Consider the following 18,262-nt stretch of genomic DNA (forward strand, 5'->3'; position numbering starts at 1 on the left):
TTTCATATCCGGCAAGACAGACATTGCTCGCGTGACTGTGACTGTAGCGTTTTCGAGCGAAGTGGATGCCGGTTCGCGTGAAGAAAACGCGTCAGAAACAAAAGAAGGACTACATCCGTGAAACTCGTCGAACCTCCCTCGTGTAGCGCAGCGTCCACCATCGTCTTCATCGGCCGCAACCGCCGCGGCCAGTGGGTCGCCCAGCAACAGAACGGCCTCTATGGCGGCCTGTTCGTCAACCGCGCCCAGGCCGTCAAATACGCGCTGTTCGAGAACGGCCAGCATCCCGAAATGATCGTCGAGCTGTCGCGTGAGATCGAGCTCGATACGAGCGGCGAGACCGCGCCCGTCCCCGCGAGCCGCGTGGCCTGAGCCACCCCATGATCCCGCAGATAACATCGAGATGGGCATCGAAGGCTGATTCGGCCGAATGGCTGTCGGGCTTCATCCCCGATCTTCCGACCCCCTTCAACCACCGGGACGAGATCGACACCGATGCGTTCGGCCGGCTGTGCGAGCGTCAGGTCGCGGCCGGCGCCTCGGCGCTGGTGGTCGGCGAGACCGCGGGCGAAAACGCGACGCTGGAGCCCGCTGAGCGCGTGCAGCTCGTCGAGATCGCCGCCCGCGTCGCGCGCAAGCGGGCGCGAATCATCGCCGGCGCCGGATCGAACGCGACGGATCGCGCCGTCGCGTTCACAAGGGCTGCCGAAGCGGCCGGCGCCGATGCCATCATGTCGGTCGTGCCTTACTACAACAGGCCGATGCCACGGGGCATGGCGGCGCATTTCCGCGACGTCGCCGCGGCCACGACACTGCCGGTGATCCTGCACGACATTCCGTCGCGGACCGTGAAGGGCCTCGCGGACGAGACGCTGCTCGAACTCGCCGCATCGCCGCGCTTCGCGGGATTGCGCGACGGCGGCGGCGACGTCGCCCGCCTCACACGCCTGCGCCAGCGCCTGCCCGCCACATTCCGGATGCTGACCGGCGACGATCATTCATCGCTGGCCTGGCTCGCCGCCGGTGGCGACGGCTGCATCTCGACTGTCGCGAACGTCGCGTCCGATCTCTACGTGGCCGTTTACCGGCATTTCCGCGCGGGCCGGTTGTATCAGGCGCGGGAGTTGCATCAGCGGCTGGTGCCGCTCGCAGCCCTGCTGGAGCGGGAGCATCCTGCCGCCCTGAAATTCGCACTGGCGCTGCTGGGCTTCATGCAGCCGGCGACGCGGCTGCCGATCGTGCAGCTGGGTGCAACGGCAAAGGCCGAGGTCGCGCAGGCGATGGCGGCGCTTGCCGACGAGTATCTTGCAGCGGCGCAGTGAGTTCGCCGAGCGGCCGCAAGCCATCGCAATGCACAATGCCACGTGCCGACATCGGCCGTGACGCCGCGCCATATTGAGGTTCCGGAACCGCGCCCCATATCCACGGCAAGGGAGTGCTTGCCGTGCAGACCTTCAAGGCGGCTCTCGTTGTGGCGATTGCACTGGTCGCTCTGGTTGTCCCCATCCGTCCCGGTACGGCCGCGGACAGCAACCGCCTTGCCCTGACCATTTCGATCGATGGCGCGATCGGGCCGGCAGCGACCAGCTACGTCAAGGACGGCCTGGCCAAGGCGGCCGAACGGCACGCCGAGGTCGTCATCCTGCGCCTGAATACGCCGGGCGGTCTCAGCACCAGCATGCGCGAGATCATCACCGACGTGCTGGCCTCGCCCGTTCCCGTTATCGGCTACGTTGCTCCCTCCGGCGCCCATGCCGCAAGCGCCGGGACCTACATCCTCTACGCGACCCACCTCGCGGCCATGGCGCCCGGCACCAATATCGGCGCCGCGACGCCGGTGCAGATCGGCGGCCCGCTGCCGGGCCTGCCAGGCAGCACGCCGGACAAGGGCGGCAAGGAGCAGAAGGACGGAAGCAGCCCTGCCGAGCCGAAAGATGCCATGACGGCGAAGGTGACGAATGACGCCGTCGCTTTCATCCGCAGCCTGGCCGAATTGCGCGGCCGCAATGCCGACTGGGCCGAGAAGGCGGTGCGCGATGCCGCCACTCTCTCCACCAACGCCGCGCTGCAGGCCCATGTCGTCGAATTCATCGCGCATGATCCGGCCGACCTGCTCAGGCAGATCGATGGCCGGACGGTGGAGCTTGCCGGCGGCAAGACGCAGCGCCTGGCGACCAGGGATGACGTGATCGAAGCCATCGATCCCACCTGGATCTCGCGCGTGCTCGCAGTCATCACCGACCCCAACATCGCGTTCGTGCTGCTGATGGTCGGGATCTACGGCCTGATCTTCGAGTTCATGTCGCCCGGCGCCGTCGCGCCCGGGGTGGTCGGGACGATCTGCCTGCTGGTCGGCCTCTACGCGCTCAACATGCTGCCGATCAACTACGCCGGCTTCGCCCTGATGCTGGTCGGGATCGCGCTGCTCGCGATCGAGGCCTTCAACCCGACCGTCGTGATCGGCCTTGGCGGCATCGTCGCCTTCGTGCTGGGAGCCGCCATGCTGTTCCGGATCGAGGCGCCCGGATACCGCCTGTCGTGGCCGCTCATTACCATCGTGGCGGCGATGTTCACCGGGCTCATCCTCGTCGTGCTGGGGGCGCTGCGCCGAGCGCGCAACGGCCCGCTGCGGACAGGTGCGCAAGCCATGCGCGGGCTATCGGCCGAAGTTCTCGACTGGTCCGAGACATCAGGCCACGTCTTCACCAATGGCGAGCGCTGGCAAGCGCGCGGCACCGAGACCTTCAAGGCGGGAGAAACGGTCGAGGTCGCGAACATCATCGATTTGACGCTGGTCGTGCGGCGTGCGCCGGCATCCGCCGGCGAAGGAGGTACAGCATGATGCTTGATTTTTTCACCTACGGGGCGGTCGCGCTGCTCGTAATCATCTTCCTGACCCAGGCGGTGCGGGTGCTGCGCGAGTACGAGCGCGGCGTCATCTTCACGCTCGGCCGTTTCACCGGGGTGAAGGGCCCGGGGCTGATCATCCTGATTCCGGTGGTGCAGCAGCTCGTGAAGGTCGATCTCAGGGTGATGGTGCAGGTCGTCCCGCCGCAGGACGTCATTTCCCGCGACAACGTCTCGGTCAAGGTCAACGCCGTCCTCTACTTCCGCATCGTCGATCCCGAGCGCGCCATCATCAAGGTCGGCGACTACATGGCGGCGACCAGCCAGCTGGCCCAGACCACGCTGCGCTCGGTGCTCGGCAAGCACGAGCTCGACGAGATGCTCGCCGAACGCGACAAGCTGAACGCCGACATCCAGGAGACCCTCGACAAGCAGACCGACGTCTGGGGCATCAAGGTCACCGCGGTCGAGATCAAGGACATCGACATCAACGAGACCATGGTGCGGGCGATCGCCAAGCAGGCCGAGGCGGAGCGGCTGCGGCGCGCCAAGGTGATCAACGCGATGGGCGAGCAGCAGGCCGCCGAGAAGCTGGTCGAGGCCGGCCGGATCCTCGCCCAGGAGCCGCAGGCGATGCAGCTCCGCTATTTCGCGGCACTGCATGACATTGCCGGCGAACGTTCCTCAACCGTGGTATTCCCGCTGCCGATGAACCTGCTCGATCACCTGGCGCCGCGACGTGAAGCGACGTGATCCGGCTTGCTAATGCCCGAGATGCTTGGCGCGCCAGGCCGGCCCCGGGCCGCGCATGTAATGCGCCTCGGGCCGGTAGCCGCCGATCGGCTCCTCGCCGATCCAGGCCAGGAATTTGAGCAGCCCGTCTGCGGCGCGGCGCAGCACGGCGGCGATGAATGACGCTGCGCGCATCTCAGTAGTCCCACTTCTCGCCGAGCACGACCGGTGCCCGCGGATATCTCTCGGCATCGCCGCCGGGCGTGCCAGCATTGAGATGGGTCCGCGCCCAATCCTCATGGCCACGATGCAGCAGCAGCTCGTTGCGCAGCCGATGGATCTTGGCGGCCGCAATCGCGCGGTGAATCGTCCTGAAGGCCACGCCGATCCGCCGGATGGCCCGCCTCAGGACCGGGCCGACAGCACCGGCCGAGCCGTGCGGCCGGACGTCGTGCAAACGGAGCAAGGTCATGTCCCACCTTCCTGTCGGCGGCGCGCGCCAGCGCACCGCGTCATGGCAAAAGATGCTGGGACGGACGTAGGAATTCGAGAGGGTACGCCGCGGTGCGGCATAGGAGCCGCATAAGGACCGGCCAGCCCCTGGCAACCCGTCGTGACGTCACCGGCGAGGCGGAACGCGACGTCCCGACGCGTGTTGACCAGCTTCTATTCGGTGCTAGCCTTTTTGATTGCGAATTGTCGTCACGCGGATTCCGATGGCCGCGTCGAGGGTGGAGACCATGGACCTCGTATCGCCAAATGGCGCAACCGCCGGGCCCGTCCACTCCGATGGCGTGATCGCGGCAGGCGCCTATGTCGAGGGCCGACGCGTCGCCAATATCGCGATCGACGAAGCCGCGAGCTGGCGCAACAAGCCGGATCACGTGGTGTGGATCGGCCTGCACGAACCCGACATGACGCTGCTGAAAAGCCTGCAGCGGCAATTCCAGCTGCACGACCTCGCGATCGAGGACGCCGATCACGCGCATCAGCGGCCGAAGATCGAGCAGTATGGCGACGCGCTGTTCATCGTAGCGCGCACCGCGCAGCTCGAGGGCGAGAACATCTCGTTCGGCGAGACGCATCTGTTCGTCGGCGAGGGCTACATCGTCTCGGTGCGCCACGGCGCCTCGACATCCTACGCGACGGTCCGCGAACGCTGCGAGAGCTGCCCGCGCGCGCTTGCCCGCGGCGAGGACTACATCCTCTATGCCATCCTCGATTTCATCGTCGACAACTACTCGCCGGTGCTCGAGACCATCCAGGACGAGGTCGAGAGGATGGAGGCCGAGGTGCTGGCGAGCGCGATGACGCGGGGGCAGATCGAACGGCTCTACCTGCTGCGACGCGACCTGCTGCGGCTGCGCAACGCGGTCGGGCCGCTCGTCGAAGTCTGCCGCAGGCTTGAGCGCGACGACCTGCCGATGGTGCGCGTCACGATGCGCCCGCTGTTCCGCGACGTCACCGATCATGTCCGCACCATCCAGGAGCGGATCGACTCGCTGCGCGAGGTGCTCGCCTTTGCGTTTGAAGCCAGCCTGCTGGTCGGTCAGGCCCAGGAAACCGCGATCTCCAAGAAGCTCGCCTCCTGGCTTGCGATCGTCGCGGTGCCGACCGCCGTCGCCGGCATCTACGGCATGAATTTCAAGTACATACCGGAGCTGCAATGGGAGTACAGCTATTTCGTCGTGATGGGCCTGATGCTGGCCGCATGCGGCGCGCTGTTCTGGCGGTTCAGGCGTTCGGGCTGGCTGTAGGCCGCGACCGACATTGAGCCAACCCGGCCCACGCAAATCGCTGCGGCGCATCGCAGCCATGCGGCAAATCGTGACATTTTTGGACAATCCTGCCGCCGCTCGGCAGCGCCCGGAGCCACCGGTTTACGGTCGGCTGCAAGACCGGTAACGTTGCCTCCCAATGCGACGTGGAGACTGCCGATGCGGCCCAAGGATCAGACCAACTGGATGCTCACAGACGCGATCGAGGCGCTCGCCCGCGCCGAACGGTTGCACCAGAGCTTCCTCAATTTGCACCCGCGCGGGGGCACCAGCGAGCCGAGCTGGGAGCCGCCGATGGACGTGATCGAGACCGAGCAGGAGATCCTGATCCTGGTCGCGCTGCCCGGGGTCGATCCCGACGAGGTCGAGGCCGCGCTCGATAGCGGCACGCTGGTGATCTCCGGCCGCCGCACCCTGCCCTCCGAGCTGCGCAACGCCCGCATCCTGCGCCTCGAGCTGCCGCAGGGCCGCTTCGAACGCCGCATCGCGCTGCCGACCGGCCGCTACACCATCAGCCGCTTTGCCGCGCATGGCTGCGTCGGCCTGCGGCTCGGAAAATCGAGCTAGAGGATTTCGCCATGGCTGCATCAGACATTTCAAGCCCGGCATCGACCTCGGCGCCAATCCCCAGCGACGCGACGATCATCGTCCCGGTGCGCAACACCGTGCTGTTTCCGGACGTCATCATCCCGATCACGATCGCGCGCGCGACCTCGATCGCCGCCGCCCAGCAGGCGGTGCGCGAGCAGCGGCCGATCGGCATCCTGCTGCAGCGCGATCCCGAGAACAACGATCCCGGCCCGGACGGGCTCTACCGCGTCGGCACCGTCGCCAACATCGTGCGCTACATCACCGGCGCCGACGACACGCACCACTTGGTCTGCCAGGGCGTGCAGCGCATGCGCGTGCTCGACTATCTGCCCGGCACGCCGTTCCTCGCGGCGCGCGTGCTGCAAATTCCGGAGCCGACCACCACTTCGCCCGAGATCGAGGCGCGCTTCCTCAATCTGCAGCGCCAGGCGCTGGAGGCCGCGCAGTTGCTGCCGCAAACGCCGCCCGAATTGATCGCCGCGCTGCAGGGCACCACCTCGCCGGCGACGCTCGCCGACCTTGCCACCTCCTACATGGACATCAAGCCGGCGGAGAAGCAGGACATCCTCGAGACCATCGACCTCGTCGCGCGCATGGACAAGGTCTCGCGTCATCTCGGCGAGCGCATCGAGGTGCTGAGGCTGAGCCAGGAGATCGGGCAGAAGACCAAGGCCGTGTTCGACGAGCGGCAGCGCGAGGCGATCCTGCGCGAGCAGATGGCGACCATTCAGCGCCAGCTCGGCGAAGGCGACGGCAAGGCGGCTGAAGTCGCCGAGCTCACCAAGGCGATTGTGGAAGCCAAGATGCCGCCGGAGGCCGAGAGCCAGGCGCAGAAGGAGCTGCGCCGCTACGAGCGGATGCCGGAGGCGGCGGCCGAATCCGGCATGGTGCGCAGCTATCTCGACTGGCTGATCGATTTGCCCTGGAGCATTCCGGAGGAAAAGCCGATCGACATCGCCGAGGCGCGCAAGATCCTCGACCAGGACCATTATGGCCTCGAGAAGATCAAGAGCCGCATCATCGAGTATCTCGCGGTACGCAAGCTCGCGCCCGGCGGCAAGGCGCCGATCCTCTGCTTCCTCGGACCGCCCGGCGTCGGCAAGACCTCGCTCGGGCAATCGATCGCGCGCGCGATGTCGCGGCCGTTCGTCCGCGTCTCGCTCGGCGGCGTGCATGACGAGGCCGAAATCCGCGGCCATCGCCGCACCTATATCGGCGCGCTGCCCGGCAACATCATCCAGGCGATCAAGAAGGCCGGCGCGCGCAATTGCGTGATGATGCTGGACGAGATCGACAAGATGGGCCGCGGCATCCAGGGCGATCCGTCGGCGGCGATGCTAGAGGTGCTCGACCCCGAGCAGAACGGCACGTTCCGCGACAATTATCTCGGCGTGCCGTTCGACCTGTCGCGCGTCGTCTTTATCGCCACCGCCAACATGCTGGATGGCGTGCCCGGCCCGCTGCTCGACCGCATGGAGCTGATCAGCCTCGCCGGCTACACCGAGGACGAGAAGCTCGAGATCGCCAAGCGCTATCTGGTGCGCCGCCAGCTCGAGGCCAACGGCATCAAGGCCGAGCAGGTCGAGATCGATCCGGACGCGCTGCGGCTGATCATCAAGAGCTACACCCGCGAGGCCGGCGTCCGCAATCTCGAGCGCGAGATCGGCAAGGTGCTGCGCAACGTCGCGGTGCAGATCGCCGAAGGCAGCACCAGCCACGTCACGATCGCGCCGAAGGACATCGTGTCGCTGCTCGGCCAGCCCAGGTTCGAAAACGAGATCGCGCAGCGCACCAGCATCCCCGGCGTTGCCACCGGCCTTGCCTGGACCCCGGTCGGCGGCGACATCCTGTTCATCGAGGCCTCGCGCACGCCGGGCCGCGGCGGACTGACCATCACCGGACAGCTCGGCGATGTCATGCGCGAGAGCGTGCAGGCGGCGCTGACGCTGGTGAAGGGCCGTGCATCGCAGCTCGGCATCGACCCGGCGATCTTCGAGAGGAGCGACATCCACGTCCACGTCCCTGCCGGCGCGACGCCGAAGGACGGCCCGAGCGCAGGTGTCGCGATGTTCACCGCCCTCACCTCGCTGCTGACCGACCGCACGGTGCGCAGCGACACCGCGATGACCGGCGAGATCTCGCTGCGCGGCCTCGTGCTGCCGGTCGGCGGCATCAAGGAGAAGGTGGTCGCCGCCGCAGCCGCCGGCCTGACCCGGGTGATGCTGCCGGCGCGCAACAAGCGCGACTACGACGACATCCCCGCCGGCGCCCGCGCCAAGCTGGAGTTCATCTGGCTCGAACGGGTCGACGAGGCGATCGCCGCCGCGCTCGAGCCCGCCAAGGCGACGCCCGCCGCGGCGGAGTGATTGCCAGCGGCTGCGAGGGTGACGCTCCGCATCGGTCATCTCGCTCGCGGCTTACCCCTCTCCCCCAACCCTCCCCCGCAAGGGGGGAGGGAGCCCGGGAAGCGTATTCACCTCACCGCCGTCCATACGAAGCGTTGCGTTGTGCGTGTGTAAGGGAGCCCGAGGCGGAAGGGTTCCCTCCCCCTTGCGGAGGAAGGTTAGGGAGAGGGGTGCCACACGGCGTGCTCTCTCAACGCTCGACGCATTCAGAGCGCCGGCGCTCAGCTCTTGCCCATGCAATCTGAAATGTAGAACCAGCGATCGTCGCCGGTCAGGCCCTTCTGCTTCACCTCTTTCCGGCAGGCCTTCAGCCTGGGCTTGTTGGCGCGCCACTGCGCCCTCATCTCCTTCAGTCTCTCCATTGTCAGCTTCATCTTCGACGGCTTGGCCGTCGTGGTGGCCGGTGCCGGCGCGGCCGGCGCCGTGGTCTGGGCCGACGCGGCATGAAGCCCTGCGGCGAGCAGCGCGGCGGCAAGGCAAATCCGGGTGCAAGACATTGACATCCCCCAATCCCATTTCTGTTCATTGAAATAAAGCGAACGCCGCAGGCGCCGGAGCATCGGCAACCTGCGGCGATGATTGTCGCGATCAGAGAATTTTGACCGCGCTGAGCAGCGTCATGTAGACGCCCCAGGCCAGCGGAATGCCGACGAACAGCCAGAACAGCGCAGCCTTGGCATCGAGCCCGCCAAACCCGATCCCGTAGGAGCCGTGCGGCCCGGCCGCGGCGGCGCTGGCACTCGCGTCCTGTAACTTGGCGACCTCGGCGTCGCTCATGTGCCACTTCGGATCGACCGGCTTGATCAGGTAGTTGCAGATCAGGCCCGCGATCAGCATGGCGCACAGGATGTACATCGTAGTGTTGTAGAGCTGGTCGCGCGGAACGCCGGCGGCAAGCTGGAATTCACGGATGTAGTTCACCACGACGGGGCCGATAATGCCGGCGGTCGACCACGCCGTCAGCAGGCGGCCGTGGATCGCGCCGACGAACTGGGTACCGAACATGTCGGCGAGATAGGCCGGCACAGTGGCGAAGCCGCCGCCATACATCGATAGGATGATGCCAAAGCCGAGCACGAACAGCAGTTTCGATCCCATCACGGCAAAGGTCGGCGCCAGCGCGTAGAGCACGATGCCAAGAATGAAGAACGTGTAGTAGGTGTTCTTGCGGCCGATCTTGTCCGACAGCGACGCCCAGAAGAAGCGGCCGCCGATGTTGAACAGCGACAGCAGGCCGGCAAAGCCGGCCGCGATCGCCGCGATCTGTCCCTTCTGCGAGGCATCGAGCGCATTGAAGGGAACGCTGGGCAGCCCGATCAGCTTGCCGGCGAAGATCTCCTGCAGCATCGGCGAGGCCATGCCGATCACACCGATGCCGGCCGACACGTTCAAGCAGAGCACCCACCAGATCAGCCAGAATTGCGGCGTCTTGTGCGCGTTGTCGAGATGCACGTTCTTGGTCGAGATCATCGCGTTGGCCTTGGACGGCGGTGTCCAGCCCTCAGGCTGCCAGCCGGCCGGTGGAATGCGGTAGCGGAACGCACCGATCGTCATGAACACGAAATAGATCGCCGCCATGGTCAGAAAGGTTTCCCAGACGCCGACCGAGGTCGGGGTCTTGAAATAGTTCATCAGCTTGTCAGCCAGCGGTGCGCCGATCATCGCGCCACCGCCGAAGCCCATGATGGCCATGCCGGTCGCCATGCCGCGGCGGTCGGGGAACCATTTGACCAGCGTCGACACCGGTGAGATGTAACCGAGGCCGAGGCCGACACCGCCGATCACGCCGGAGCCGAGCCACATCAGCCAGAGCTGGTGCGTGTAGACGCCGAGTGCGCCGATCACGAGACCGCCGGCCCAGCACAACGCCGCGACGAAGCCGGCCTTGCGCGGACCGACCTTCTCGAGCCAGCCGCCCCAGATCGCGGCGGAGACGCCGAGCAGCACGAAGAACAACGTGAACATCCAGCCGAGGCTGGCCACCTTCCAGTCGCAAGTGGTGGTGAACAGCTCCTGGGCCAGCGAAATGTCGGGGCACGCCTTCGGCGCGGTCAGCCCGATCGCGCGCGACAGCGGCAGCCAGAACACCGAGAAGCCATAGGCCATGCCGATGCACAGATGGATGCACAGCGCGGCCGGCGGCACCAGCCAGCGATTGAAGCCGGCGGTCGCGATCGTGTGTTCCTTGTCGAGGAAACCTGCGCCTGCCGCGGACACGCGTCCGGCGCTGCTCACTGCGGTCATTGATACCTCCCCTGCAGCCGCCATTACGTCAGGCGCATCTGCGTCTTCGATCCCGTCTCAGCCCTTGCGGCCGCCGTCAGGCAGCTGCGCCGCACATTCCCTCGATGCGCCGGGACCAACCACGCGCATTCCGGGAATGTTAACCCCCAATACGATCGGATATGCCAAGCCGTGCAGCCTGAACTGGACGCAGGCCGGCCGTTGTCCGCCGATGTACCCACATCCGGGCACAACTCCACCTCCGCGATCCGGCGGAGATTATCAATTCGCGCAGAATGGAAAATAGGTGTCGATAGGCAAATGGTAGATATCAAGTTGCATCTAGCGCGTACGCGGCGCTGCAGCATTTAGATTGTCTATCGTACCATTCGCCTTCTCGATCAGAAAAACGATCCGGACATCGCTTCGTTCGGTGATCTCGACCCTGTCGCCGGTCTCCTGGATCAGGGCCGGGATGTCGATCACCGAAAGCGGATCGGTGCAGTGCACTTCGAGGAAATCTCCCGCCGTTACGCCCCTGAGCGCCTTGCGCGTCTTCAGCGCGGGCAGCGGGCATTTCAGGCCAGTGAGATCGAGTTTGGTCGTCGTCATGGCGCGACCATGGCGAAGCGGCTGCGCATCGTCAACGGAAGCATCATCCCACCCTGCTCAGTTTTCGGCCGAGGCCGACGCGAGCACATCGTCGACCGGAATCGCCGAACGCAGCATCAATTCGGCCACGTCCTCGATGTCATCGAGATGCACGACCGGCAACGTGGTCTTAACGGCAACATCGCTGGCGATCCCGACCACGCGCGGGTCGTCGGGGAACAGCAGCGGCTTGCCGTTGGCGGCGCGATACACCTCGATCTTGCTGACCGGCTCGCGCTTGAATCCCTCGACCACGACCAGGTCGACGCGCGCCATCTTGGCGAGCAATTCCGGCAGCCGCGGCTCGCTGGCGCCGCGCAACTCGTGCATCAGCGCCCAGCGCCGGGTCGAGGACACCAGCACCTCGGTCGCGCCGGCCTGCCGATGCACCCAGGAGTCCTTGCCGGGCACGTCGACATCGAATTCGTGATGGGCGTGCTTGATCACGGAGACGCGTAAGCCCCGGCCCAGCAGATGGGGGATCACCCGCGACAGCAGGGTGGTCTTTCCGGCGCCGCTCCACCCCGCGAGGCCAATCACTTTCATCCGCGTCTCCGAAGACATCTAACGTCCAATGCTGCTTATATCAGCGCTGACGCAATGTCATGCCAGCCTTGCCGGCGGATTTGGCCGGGCCGCCCGTCCCTGGGGTCGCCTTCAGAGCTTCTCGGGGCTGAACGGCAGCGGACGGGCCACGGCAGCCGGACTGATCCGCCGCGCCGGGCCGACGTCGGTCCAACGGATATACCTCGAAGTTTCCACTGCGCGGCGCGACCGGAACGCGATAAAATTGCATCATCGGAGACCACCTATGCCGCGCTCGCCTTCGATCGTGCCGCATCAAATCGACCACGACACCTATCTGGTGCTGAACGATTTCGGCCGGCTTGGCCGCGCCTGGTGCGAAACCGACGAAGAAGGCGCCGACCGGAAGACGCTGATCCGCCGTCTGCTGGATGACCAGTACAGCCATCCGGTCCGCATCGTGGCCTTCAATACCAACGAGGGATGGTCCCGCGACGTGACGACCGACATTGCCGACGAGCTTCGGCGCCGTTTCGTCGAATACGAGGAGGTCCCGCGCTCCGTGCTGGAGTTCGTGGAGACCGCCATGCGGCACTGAGCCGGATCGCGAAGCTGCGTCCCCACCCGCATCTGTCATCGCCCGGCTCGACCGGGCGATCCAGTACGCCGCGGCCTCTCGGCTCAAGCACTGCCGTCTCTGGAATACTGGATCACCGCATGCACGGGTGATGACAGCGCGCCGTTTTACATCTTGAATCGAGAACCATCCTCATCGTCGTCCCTGCGAAAGCAGGGACCCATAACCACAAATGGTGGTTGCTGAACGAGGTTGGAACGACGAGTCCCGACAACAACATCCGCCGCGGCGTACGGGTCCCTGCTTTCGCAGGGACGACAGCGGTGATTGTGGCAATCGCGAGCCAAACACATGCCGGCACCAACGACGACCGTCTACGCCGGCCTGAACCCCGCCGCCGTCAGCGCAGCGCGGCCCTCCTCCGATGCCAGCGCGTCGAGAAAGGCCTGCACTGCGGGCCGTTGCTTGCGCGCCGTCACCAGCGCGAAGTCATAATGCTCTTCGGCGAGCGGAATGAAACCGAGCCCGGACGCGTGCGCGACCGGCGCGATGGTCATGCCCCAGTCGGCGCGATGCTGCGCCACCGCGGCCGCAACGGCGTTGTGCGAGCGCGGCTGATTCCAGTAGCCGTCGGGCCGGCTGCCTGCCAGCAGACGATCGATCAGGATACGGGTGCCGGCGCCCTGGTTGCGGTTGACCATGATGCAGGCGGGATCGGCGAGCGCGGCGCGCATCGCCTGCTCTGCGCTCAGGCCGGCAAAGCGCGTGTCGTCCTGGCGGAACACGATGCCTTGCATGCGTCGCCAGCCCGGCACCAGCTCGAGTCGCTCGGCCAGATACGGTGTGTTGTAGGTCCCGGTCTTGTCGTCGAGCAGATGGATCGGGGCGAGATCGCATTCGCCGCGCTTGGCTGCGGCGAGGCCGCCGAGACTGCCGACTGCGATCGAGCGCACCACAAGTCCGGCATGCACCAGCGGCGCGGTGACGAGATCTAGCCCGGTGCAATGGCTGCCGACGATGACCAAGTCTGGCACCCGCACATGCGGCGTGAACAGCGTCACCTCGGCCTCGCTGCCGGCCGGCAACTGGTCGGCAAGCGCCTCGATCTTCAGGAAGCCGTCGGCCTGCGCAAACGAGGTGATCGCGCCCGAGCCCTTGCCGCCGGGATACGCGATCAAGCCGTCGGTGCCTTCGACCAGCGACACCATCACGAACTCGGTGCGCCCGAGCTCGGAGGCGATGCGCACCGGCACCTTCGCCGCCACCTTGGCATCCGAGCGCGGCGGCAGGCCGGCCAACCGCCGCAGCACCGGCACGATCATGTCGTGGAAGGTGAACATCGCCGAGGTCGGAAAGCCCGGCAGGATCACCACCGGCTTGCCGTCGCAGACCGCAAGGCACAGCGGCTTGCCGGGTTTGAGCGCCACGCCATGCGCAATGATGCCGGGCTTGCCGAGCCGTCCGATGATCCGGTGCGAGACGTCGCCCGCGCCCTTGGAGGTGCCGCCCGACAGCACCAGCATGTCGCTGTCAGCCAATGCCTTGCGCATTGCGGCTTCCAGCATCGCCTCATTGTCGACGATGGCACCGAGGAACGACGCGTCACCGCCGTTCTCGGCAATCGCCGCGGTGACGATCGCACCATTGGTGTCGTAGATCGCGGCCGGCCGCAGCACCTCGCCCGGCTGCACCAGCTCGTCGCCGGTGGAGAGGATCGCAACGCGCGGACGGCGTACCACCGCAACTTCGGCGATGCCGCAGGCCGCGAGCATGCCGATCTCGCGCGACCCGATGATCGTTCCCGCGCGCAGCAGTGCCTCGCCGCGTGCGATGTCGGAGCCGGCATAGGACACGAACTGTCCGGGCGATGCCGCACGCCGGACCTCAATCGCGTCGTTGCCGCCCCCTTGGCCGGCGGGTTGGGTGTGCTCGACCATCACGATCGCGTCGGCGCCGCGCGGCACCGGGCCGCCGGTCGCAATCGCGGTCGCGGTGCCCGGAACCACAGCCCGGGTCGGCGTGGTGCCGCACGAAATGGTCTCGCCGTTCAATATGAGCTGCACCGGCGCGCCCTCGCCAGCGCGCGCGAGATCGGCCGAGCGCACCGCAAAGCCGTCGACATTGGAGCGATCGAATGGCGGCACGTCGATCGGCGCCACTACGTCCTCGGCCAGCGCACGGCCGAGCGCATCGGCGAGCCGCCGCGTCTCCGACGGCAATTGACGCGGGAACAGCGCCGCCTCGAAGCGCGCAATCGCCTCCTCGCGCGACAGGATGGTCAGGAACTGGTCCTGCTCGACGGAGGGATTGGGTTTCGGCGTGAAAATATTGGTCATCTCGGGAACTCACTCCCGCAACATATAGGCATCAACGATCGTGCCCGCAGCGAAGCCCTCGGAAGCGCCAGGCACGATCAGCAGGGCTTCGGCGCGCGCGATGGCGTCGAGCGACAGGTCGGCGATCGCAAGCGTGGCCCAGCTCCCCTCTTCACGCGTCAGCAGCACGACCTCAGCCATCCCGACGCCGGAGGCGATCTTGCGTTCCAGCGGCAGCGCCAGCGTCTGGCGCGGGCGCCGGCCCGACAGGCGATCGAGCAGGGGAAGCGCAATCGCCCACCAGGCCGCGAAAGCCTGATCCGGCGCGCCCGGCAGAGCGACGACCGGCGTTGCATGGATCCGGCCGACCGCCGCGGTGCGGCCGGGCTGCAGGGCAATGCCATGCGCGATCAGCGTGCCGCGCGTTGCTATAGCATTCACTGCCGCATCCGAGCGGCCAACGCCGGTGCCGCCGATCGTGATGATCAGGTCGCAATCATGTGCCGCGAGCGCGTTGGCAATCGCGGTCACATCCGGCGCCGCCTCGGCGCAGACGATTGCAGCGCCCGCGAACTGCGCAGTGTCAGCGATCAGCTGCGCGGTCAGCTCACCGTTGGAGATGTTGACGATGCGAAGCCGGGGCCGTCGCACAAGCAACAGGTCCAGCCCGGCCGCGCGTGCGAGCAGCAGACCACGCGGCAGCAACGGCTCTCCCGCTGCGATCACAGGACCCCCGGCGGCAATGTCGCTGCCGGCACGCCGGACGCGCTGCCCCAGGATGGCTTCGGCGAGCACCTGCGGAAGCGGACCGGAGCTATCGACGGCATCGGCATCGACCACGCAGTCGGTGCCGTCGGGCATCGCCGCGCCGGCCTCGACCCAGACCGGGAGCGCGGCGAGCGGCAACGGCGCATAGGAGGACGCACCGACCAAGTCATTGGCGCGCATCGCCCAGCCGTCGCCCACGGCGACATCATGCGGCGGATAGGCGCGCAAGGCCGGCATCTCGGCGGCAATGCATCGCAAGGCGTCGGCCGGCGGCAGCTCGATCGGCTGGACCGGCACGAGGTCGCGGAGCACGGCGGCCAGCGCCGCATCGAGCGGGGTGAGCGAAGCCGGAAGACGCTGGGCAGTGACCATGGCCCGCTATGGACTGAATCGGCCCCGAAAGAAACTGCCTCGCACCGGTCCGGGCCTGCGTCATTAGACCGATGGCGCGTTGACGGAGCCCCCAATATAGTTGCAAAAGAAACCAATATAACCGGGTTCCAGAGGCCCGGGACAACCATAATGGCCAATGCGCCGGTTCAGGAGGGAGACAGAATGATCGCCACCAGACTAGCCGTGTTCGGGACGCTCGCAGCCGCGCTGCTGGCCTCCTCGACCGCATCGGCCCAGGTATCCGACGACATCGTCAAGATCGGCGTGCTGACCGACATGAACGGCCCGGCCTCGACGCCGACCGGACAGGGCTCGGTCACCGCCGCGCAGATGGCGGTCGATGATTTCGGCGGCAAGGTGCTCGGCAAACCCATCTCGGTGATCGTCGGTGATCACCAGCTCAAGCCGGACATCGGCGCGACCATCGCGCGGCGCTGGTATGACGTCGATCAGGTCGACCTCATCGTCGACGTGCCGGTCTCGGCGGTCGGCCTCGCAGTGCAGAACATCGCCAACGAGAAGAAGAAGCTGTTCATCACCCACTCGACCGGCGCGACCGATTTCCATGGCAAGTTCTGCTCGCCCTACGCCATGCAGTGGGTGTTCGACACCCGCGCGCTCGCGGTCGGCACCGCGCAGGAGGTGGTGAAGCGCGGCGGCGACAGCTGGTTCTTCATCACCGACGACTATGCGTTCGGCCACTCGCTCGAGAAGGACGCCTCCGCGATCGTGACCAAGAACGGCGGCAAGGTGCTCGGCGCGGTGCGCCCGCCGTTTGCGACGCCCGACCTGTCGTCCTTCATCCTGCAGGCGCAGGCCTCGAAGGCCAAGATCATCGGCATCGCCGGCGGACCGCCTAACAACACCAACGAGATCAAGACCGCCGCCGAGTTCGGCGTGTTCGCCGGCGGGCAGCAGATGGCCGCGCTGCTGGCGCTGATCACCGACGTCCACTCGATCGGGCTGTCGGCCGCGCAGGGCCTGTTGCTGACCACCTCGTTCTACTGGGACATGGACGACAAGACCCGGGAATGGTCGAAGCGCTATTTCGCCAAGGTGAACCGGATGCCGACGATGTGGCAGGCCGGCGTCTACTCTTCGGTGACCGCCTATCTTAACGCGATCAAGGACAGCGGCACCGACGATCCGCTCAAGGTCGCGGCCAAGATGCGCGAGAAGCCGGTCGAGGATTTCTTCGCCCGCAACGGCAAGCTGCGCGAGGACAATCTGATGGTGCACGATCTCTGGCTGGTGCAGGTCAAGACGCCCGCCGAGTCGAAGTATCCGTGGGACTACTACAAGATCCTGGCGAAGATCTCGGGCGAGGACGCGTTCGGCCCGCCGGACCTGGCGTGTTCGATGGTGAAGAAATAGGCCAATAGCGAATAGGGAGTGGCGAATAGCGATGGCGATGAATCACAACTTCCATTCGCTACTCGCCATTCGCCCTCTTCACTTTGCCACCCCGATCTCGCGGAAATATCTGAGCACGCCGGGGTGGATCAGGTTGATGTCGGGCGCGGCGGCGACGGTGTTCGCCGCCGTGGTCTCGCAGGCCTGGGCGAGCTTCTTGCAAAAATCAGCCTCGACACCGTGCAGTGTCTTCGCCAGCCGGTAGGCGAAATCCTCGGGAAGGCTTTCGCGCACCAGGATGTAGCTCCAGGAGCCGACCGAGGCGATTGCTTCGGTCTGCTTCGGGTAGCTGCCGGCCGGGATCGTCAGCGGCTTGAGGAACGTATGCTTGGCGCGGATGCGGGCGATCTCGTCCGCGGTCGGCGCAATGAAGCGTGCCCCAGTCGTGCTCTCGGCCAACCTGCTGAAACCGGGCCAGCCGATGCCGGCGCCCCACAGCGCGGCAGCGCGGCCGTCCTCGACCATCGCCGGCCCGTCGCCGGCGCGATCGAGATAGATCGACTTGAAGTCCTCGTCCTGCTTCAGCCCGATGCCGTCGAGGATGTAGCGCGACAGGATCGGCAGGCCCGAGCCCTTGGCGCCGAACGCGACGGGCTGGCCGACCAAATCCTGGATCGTCTTGTAGGGGCTGTCGGCACGCACCACGAACATGCCCGGGCTCGAATACATCGCGGTGAGGATCTTCAGCCTGGTGGCCTTCGGCCGGCCGATGCCCATGAAGGCCTCGTAGGACGGCTCACCGGCAACGGTTGCGATATCGACGCTGCCGGCCTCGAGCAGCGGGATGTTCTCGTTGGAGCCCTTGGTATTGCGCGGCTCGATCGACAGCGTCGCATCGGCGGCATTCATCACCTCGGCGAACGCATTGCCATATAGCGGAAAGCCGCCACCCGGCGTCGCCGTGGCGAAACTGATCGTGGTTCTGGAAATGGTCTTGCTCCCCTCTTGCGCCGCCGCGCCGCCCGCGAGCAGCAGCGCGCCGGCGCAGATCATAACAGCGAATTTCATCCCGAGCCTCAAGCATTGCACACGAGTCCAACTATC

General features: G+C 66.4%; 18 protein-coding genes. 9 read left to right on the forward strand and 9 right to left on the reverse strand.

All coding sequences use genetic code 11. The features are described 5' to 3' along the window. The first annotated feature begins 117 nt into the window (after nucleotides 1-117). The 4 genes from AC628_RS02275 (at nucleotide 118) to AC628_RS02290 (ending at nucleotide 3,600) form a co-directional block, all read left to right on the forward strand. Nucleotides 118-372, forward strand: a complete 255-nt coding sequence (locus AC628_RS02275) for a hypothetical protein (protein ID WP_074125152.1) — start codon at nucleotides 118-120, stop codon at nucleotides 370-372. A gap of 8 nt (nucleotides 373-380) precedes the next feature. Further along, nucleotides 381-1,322 (forward strand): 4-hydroxy-tetrahydrodipicolinate synthase, encoded by a 942-nt coding sequence (dapA, locus tag AC628_RS02280; RefSeq protein WP_074125153.1) that lies wholly within the window; start codon nucleotides 381-383, stop codon nucleotides 1,320-1,322. Nucleotides 1,323-1,444: 122 nt separating this feature from the next. Further along, nucleotides 1,445-2,842: an NfeD family protein gene (locus AC628_RS02285; protein ID WP_074125185.1), complete on the forward strand. Its 1,398-nt coding sequence runs from the start codon at nucleotides 1,445-1,447 to the stop codon at nucleotides 2,840-2,842. Continuing rightward, complete coding sequence (locus AC628_RS02290) at nucleotides 2,839-3,600, forward strand: slipin family protein (RefSeq protein ID WP_074125154.1); 762 nt, start codon at nucleotides 2,839-2,841, stop codon at nucleotides 3,598-3,600. The genes AC628_RS02285 and AC628_RS02290 overlap by 4 nt, the downstream gene beginning before the upstream one ends. A 9-nt stretch (nucleotides 3,601-3,609) precedes the next feature. Here the strand turns inward: AC628_RS02290 and AC628_RS43705 are convergent, their stop codons facing one another. Both AC628_RS43705 and AC628_RS02295 read right to left on the reverse strand, forming a co-directional pair. Continuing rightward, nucleotides 3,610-3,774, reverse strand: a complete 165-nt coding sequence (locus tag AC628_RS43705; RefSeq protein ID WP_168193289.1) for a hypothetical protein — start codon at nucleotides 3,772-3,774, stop codon at nucleotides 3,610-3,612. 1 nt (nucleotide 3,775) lies between these two features. Continuing rightward, a complete protein-coding gene (locus AC628_RS02295; protein WP_143201404.1) occupies nucleotides 3,776-4,051 on the reverse strand; it encodes a hypothetical protein in 276 nt (91 codons plus the stop codon). A gap of 268 nt (nucleotides 4,052-4,319) precedes the next feature. On the opposite strand from AC628_RS02295, the gene corA reads away from it, so the two are divergent. From corA to lon, 3 genes are all read left to right on the forward strand, one after another. After that, nucleotides 4,320-5,336, forward strand: coding sequence for a magnesium/cobalt transporter CorA (gene corA / locus AC628_RS02300; protein ID WP_074125186.1), 1,017 nt, complete (start codon nucleotides 4,320-4,322; stop codon nucleotides 5,334-5,336). Nucleotides 5,337-5,516: 180 nt separating this feature from the next. Beyond that, the gene (locus AC628_RS02305; RefSeq protein ID WP_074125156.1) at nucleotides 5,517-5,924 is read left to right on the forward strand and encodes an Hsp20/alpha crystallin family protein; all 408 of its coding nucleotides are present in this window, start codon (nucleotides 5,517-5,519) and stop codon (nucleotides 5,922-5,924) included. A gap of 11 nt (nucleotides 5,925-5,935) precedes the next feature. After that, nucleotides 5,936-8,314 (forward strand): endopeptidase La, encoded by a 2,379-nt coding sequence (gene lon, locus AC628_RS02310; RefSeq protein ID WP_074125157.1) that lies wholly within the window; start codon nucleotides 5,936-5,938, stop codon nucleotides 8,312-8,314. A 260-nt stretch (nucleotides 8,315-8,574) separates the two neighbouring features. Here the strand turns inward: lon and AC628_RS02315 are convergent, their stop codons facing one another. The 4 genes from AC628_RS02315 to mobB all read right to left on the reverse strand — a co-directional run bounded on the left by AC628_RS02315 (nucleotide 8,575) and on the right by mobB (nucleotide 11,773). Next, nucleotides 8,575-8,850, reverse strand: a complete 276-nt coding sequence (locus AC628_RS02315; RefSeq protein ID WP_074125187.1) for a hypothetical protein — start codon at nucleotides 8,848-8,850, stop codon at nucleotides 8,575-8,577. 91 nt (nucleotides 8,851-8,941) lie between these two features. After that, nucleotides 8,942-10,597, reverse strand: a complete 1,656-nt coding sequence (locus tag AC628_RS02320) for an OFA family MFS transporter (protein WP_074125158.1) — start codon at nucleotides 10,595-10,597, stop codon at nucleotides 8,942-8,944. A gap of 321 nt (nucleotides 10,598-10,918) precedes the next feature. After that, a complete protein-coding gene (locus tag AC628_RS02325) occupies nucleotides 10,919-11,188 on the reverse strand; it encodes a sulfurtransferase TusA family protein (protein ID WP_074125159.1) in 270 nt (89 codons plus the stop codon). 57 nt (nucleotides 11,189-11,245) lie between these two features. Beyond that, entirely contained in the window at nucleotides 11,246-11,773 is a 528-nt protein-coding gene (mobB, locus tag AC628_RS02330) for a molybdopterin-guanine dinucleotide biosynthesis protein B (RefSeq protein ID WP_074125188.1), read from the reverse strand. A gap of 265 nt (nucleotides 11,774-12,038) precedes the next feature. Between mobB and AC628_RS02335 the strand changes: the two genes are divergently transcribed. Beyond that, nucleotides 12,039-12,350, forward strand: coding sequence for a hypothetical protein (locus AC628_RS02335; protein ID WP_050426338.1), 312 nt, complete (start codon nucleotides 12,039-12,041; stop codon nucleotides 12,348-12,350). 353 nt (nucleotides 12,351-12,703) lie between these two features. Here the strand turns inward: AC628_RS02335 and AC628_RS02340 are convergent, their stop codons facing one another. Then, nucleotides 12,704-14,665: a molybdopterin biosynthesis protein gene (locus AC628_RS02340; RefSeq protein WP_074125160.1), complete on the reverse strand. Its 1,962-nt coding sequence runs from the start codon at nucleotides 14,663-14,665 to the stop codon at nucleotides 12,704-12,706. A 9-nt stretch (nucleotides 14,666-14,674) separates the two neighbouring features. Continuing rightward, nucleotides 14,675-15,784, reverse strand: coding sequence for a molybdopterin-binding protein (locus AC628_RS02345; RefSeq protein WP_074125161.1), 1,110 nt, complete (start codon nucleotides 15,782-15,784; stop codon nucleotides 14,675-14,677). Between the two features lie 183 nt (nucleotides 15,785-15,967). On the opposite strand from AC628_RS02345, the gene AC628_RS02350 reads away from it, so the two are divergent. Continuing rightward, complete coding sequence (locus AC628_RS02350) at nucleotides 15,968-17,179, forward strand: ABC transporter substrate-binding protein (RefSeq protein WP_074125162.1); 1,212 nt, start codon at nucleotides 15,968-15,970, stop codon at nucleotides 17,177-17,179. A 78-nt stretch (nucleotides 17,180-17,257) separates the two neighbouring features. Here AC628_RS02350 and AC628_RS02355 read toward each other — a convergent pair whose 3' ends face one another. Continuing rightward, a complete protein-coding gene (locus tag AC628_RS02355) occupies nucleotides 17,258-18,226 on the reverse strand; it encodes a TAXI family TRAP transporter solute-binding subunit (RefSeq protein WP_074125163.1) in 969 nt (322 codons plus the stop codon). Between the last annotated feature and the right edge of the window lie 36 nt (nucleotides 18,227-18,262).

It is taken from the genome of Bradyrhizobium sp. NAS96.2, assembly GCF_001908235.1.
Lineage (GTDB): Bacteria > Pseudomonadota > Alphaproteobacteria > Rhizobiales > Xanthobacteraceae > Bradyrhizobium.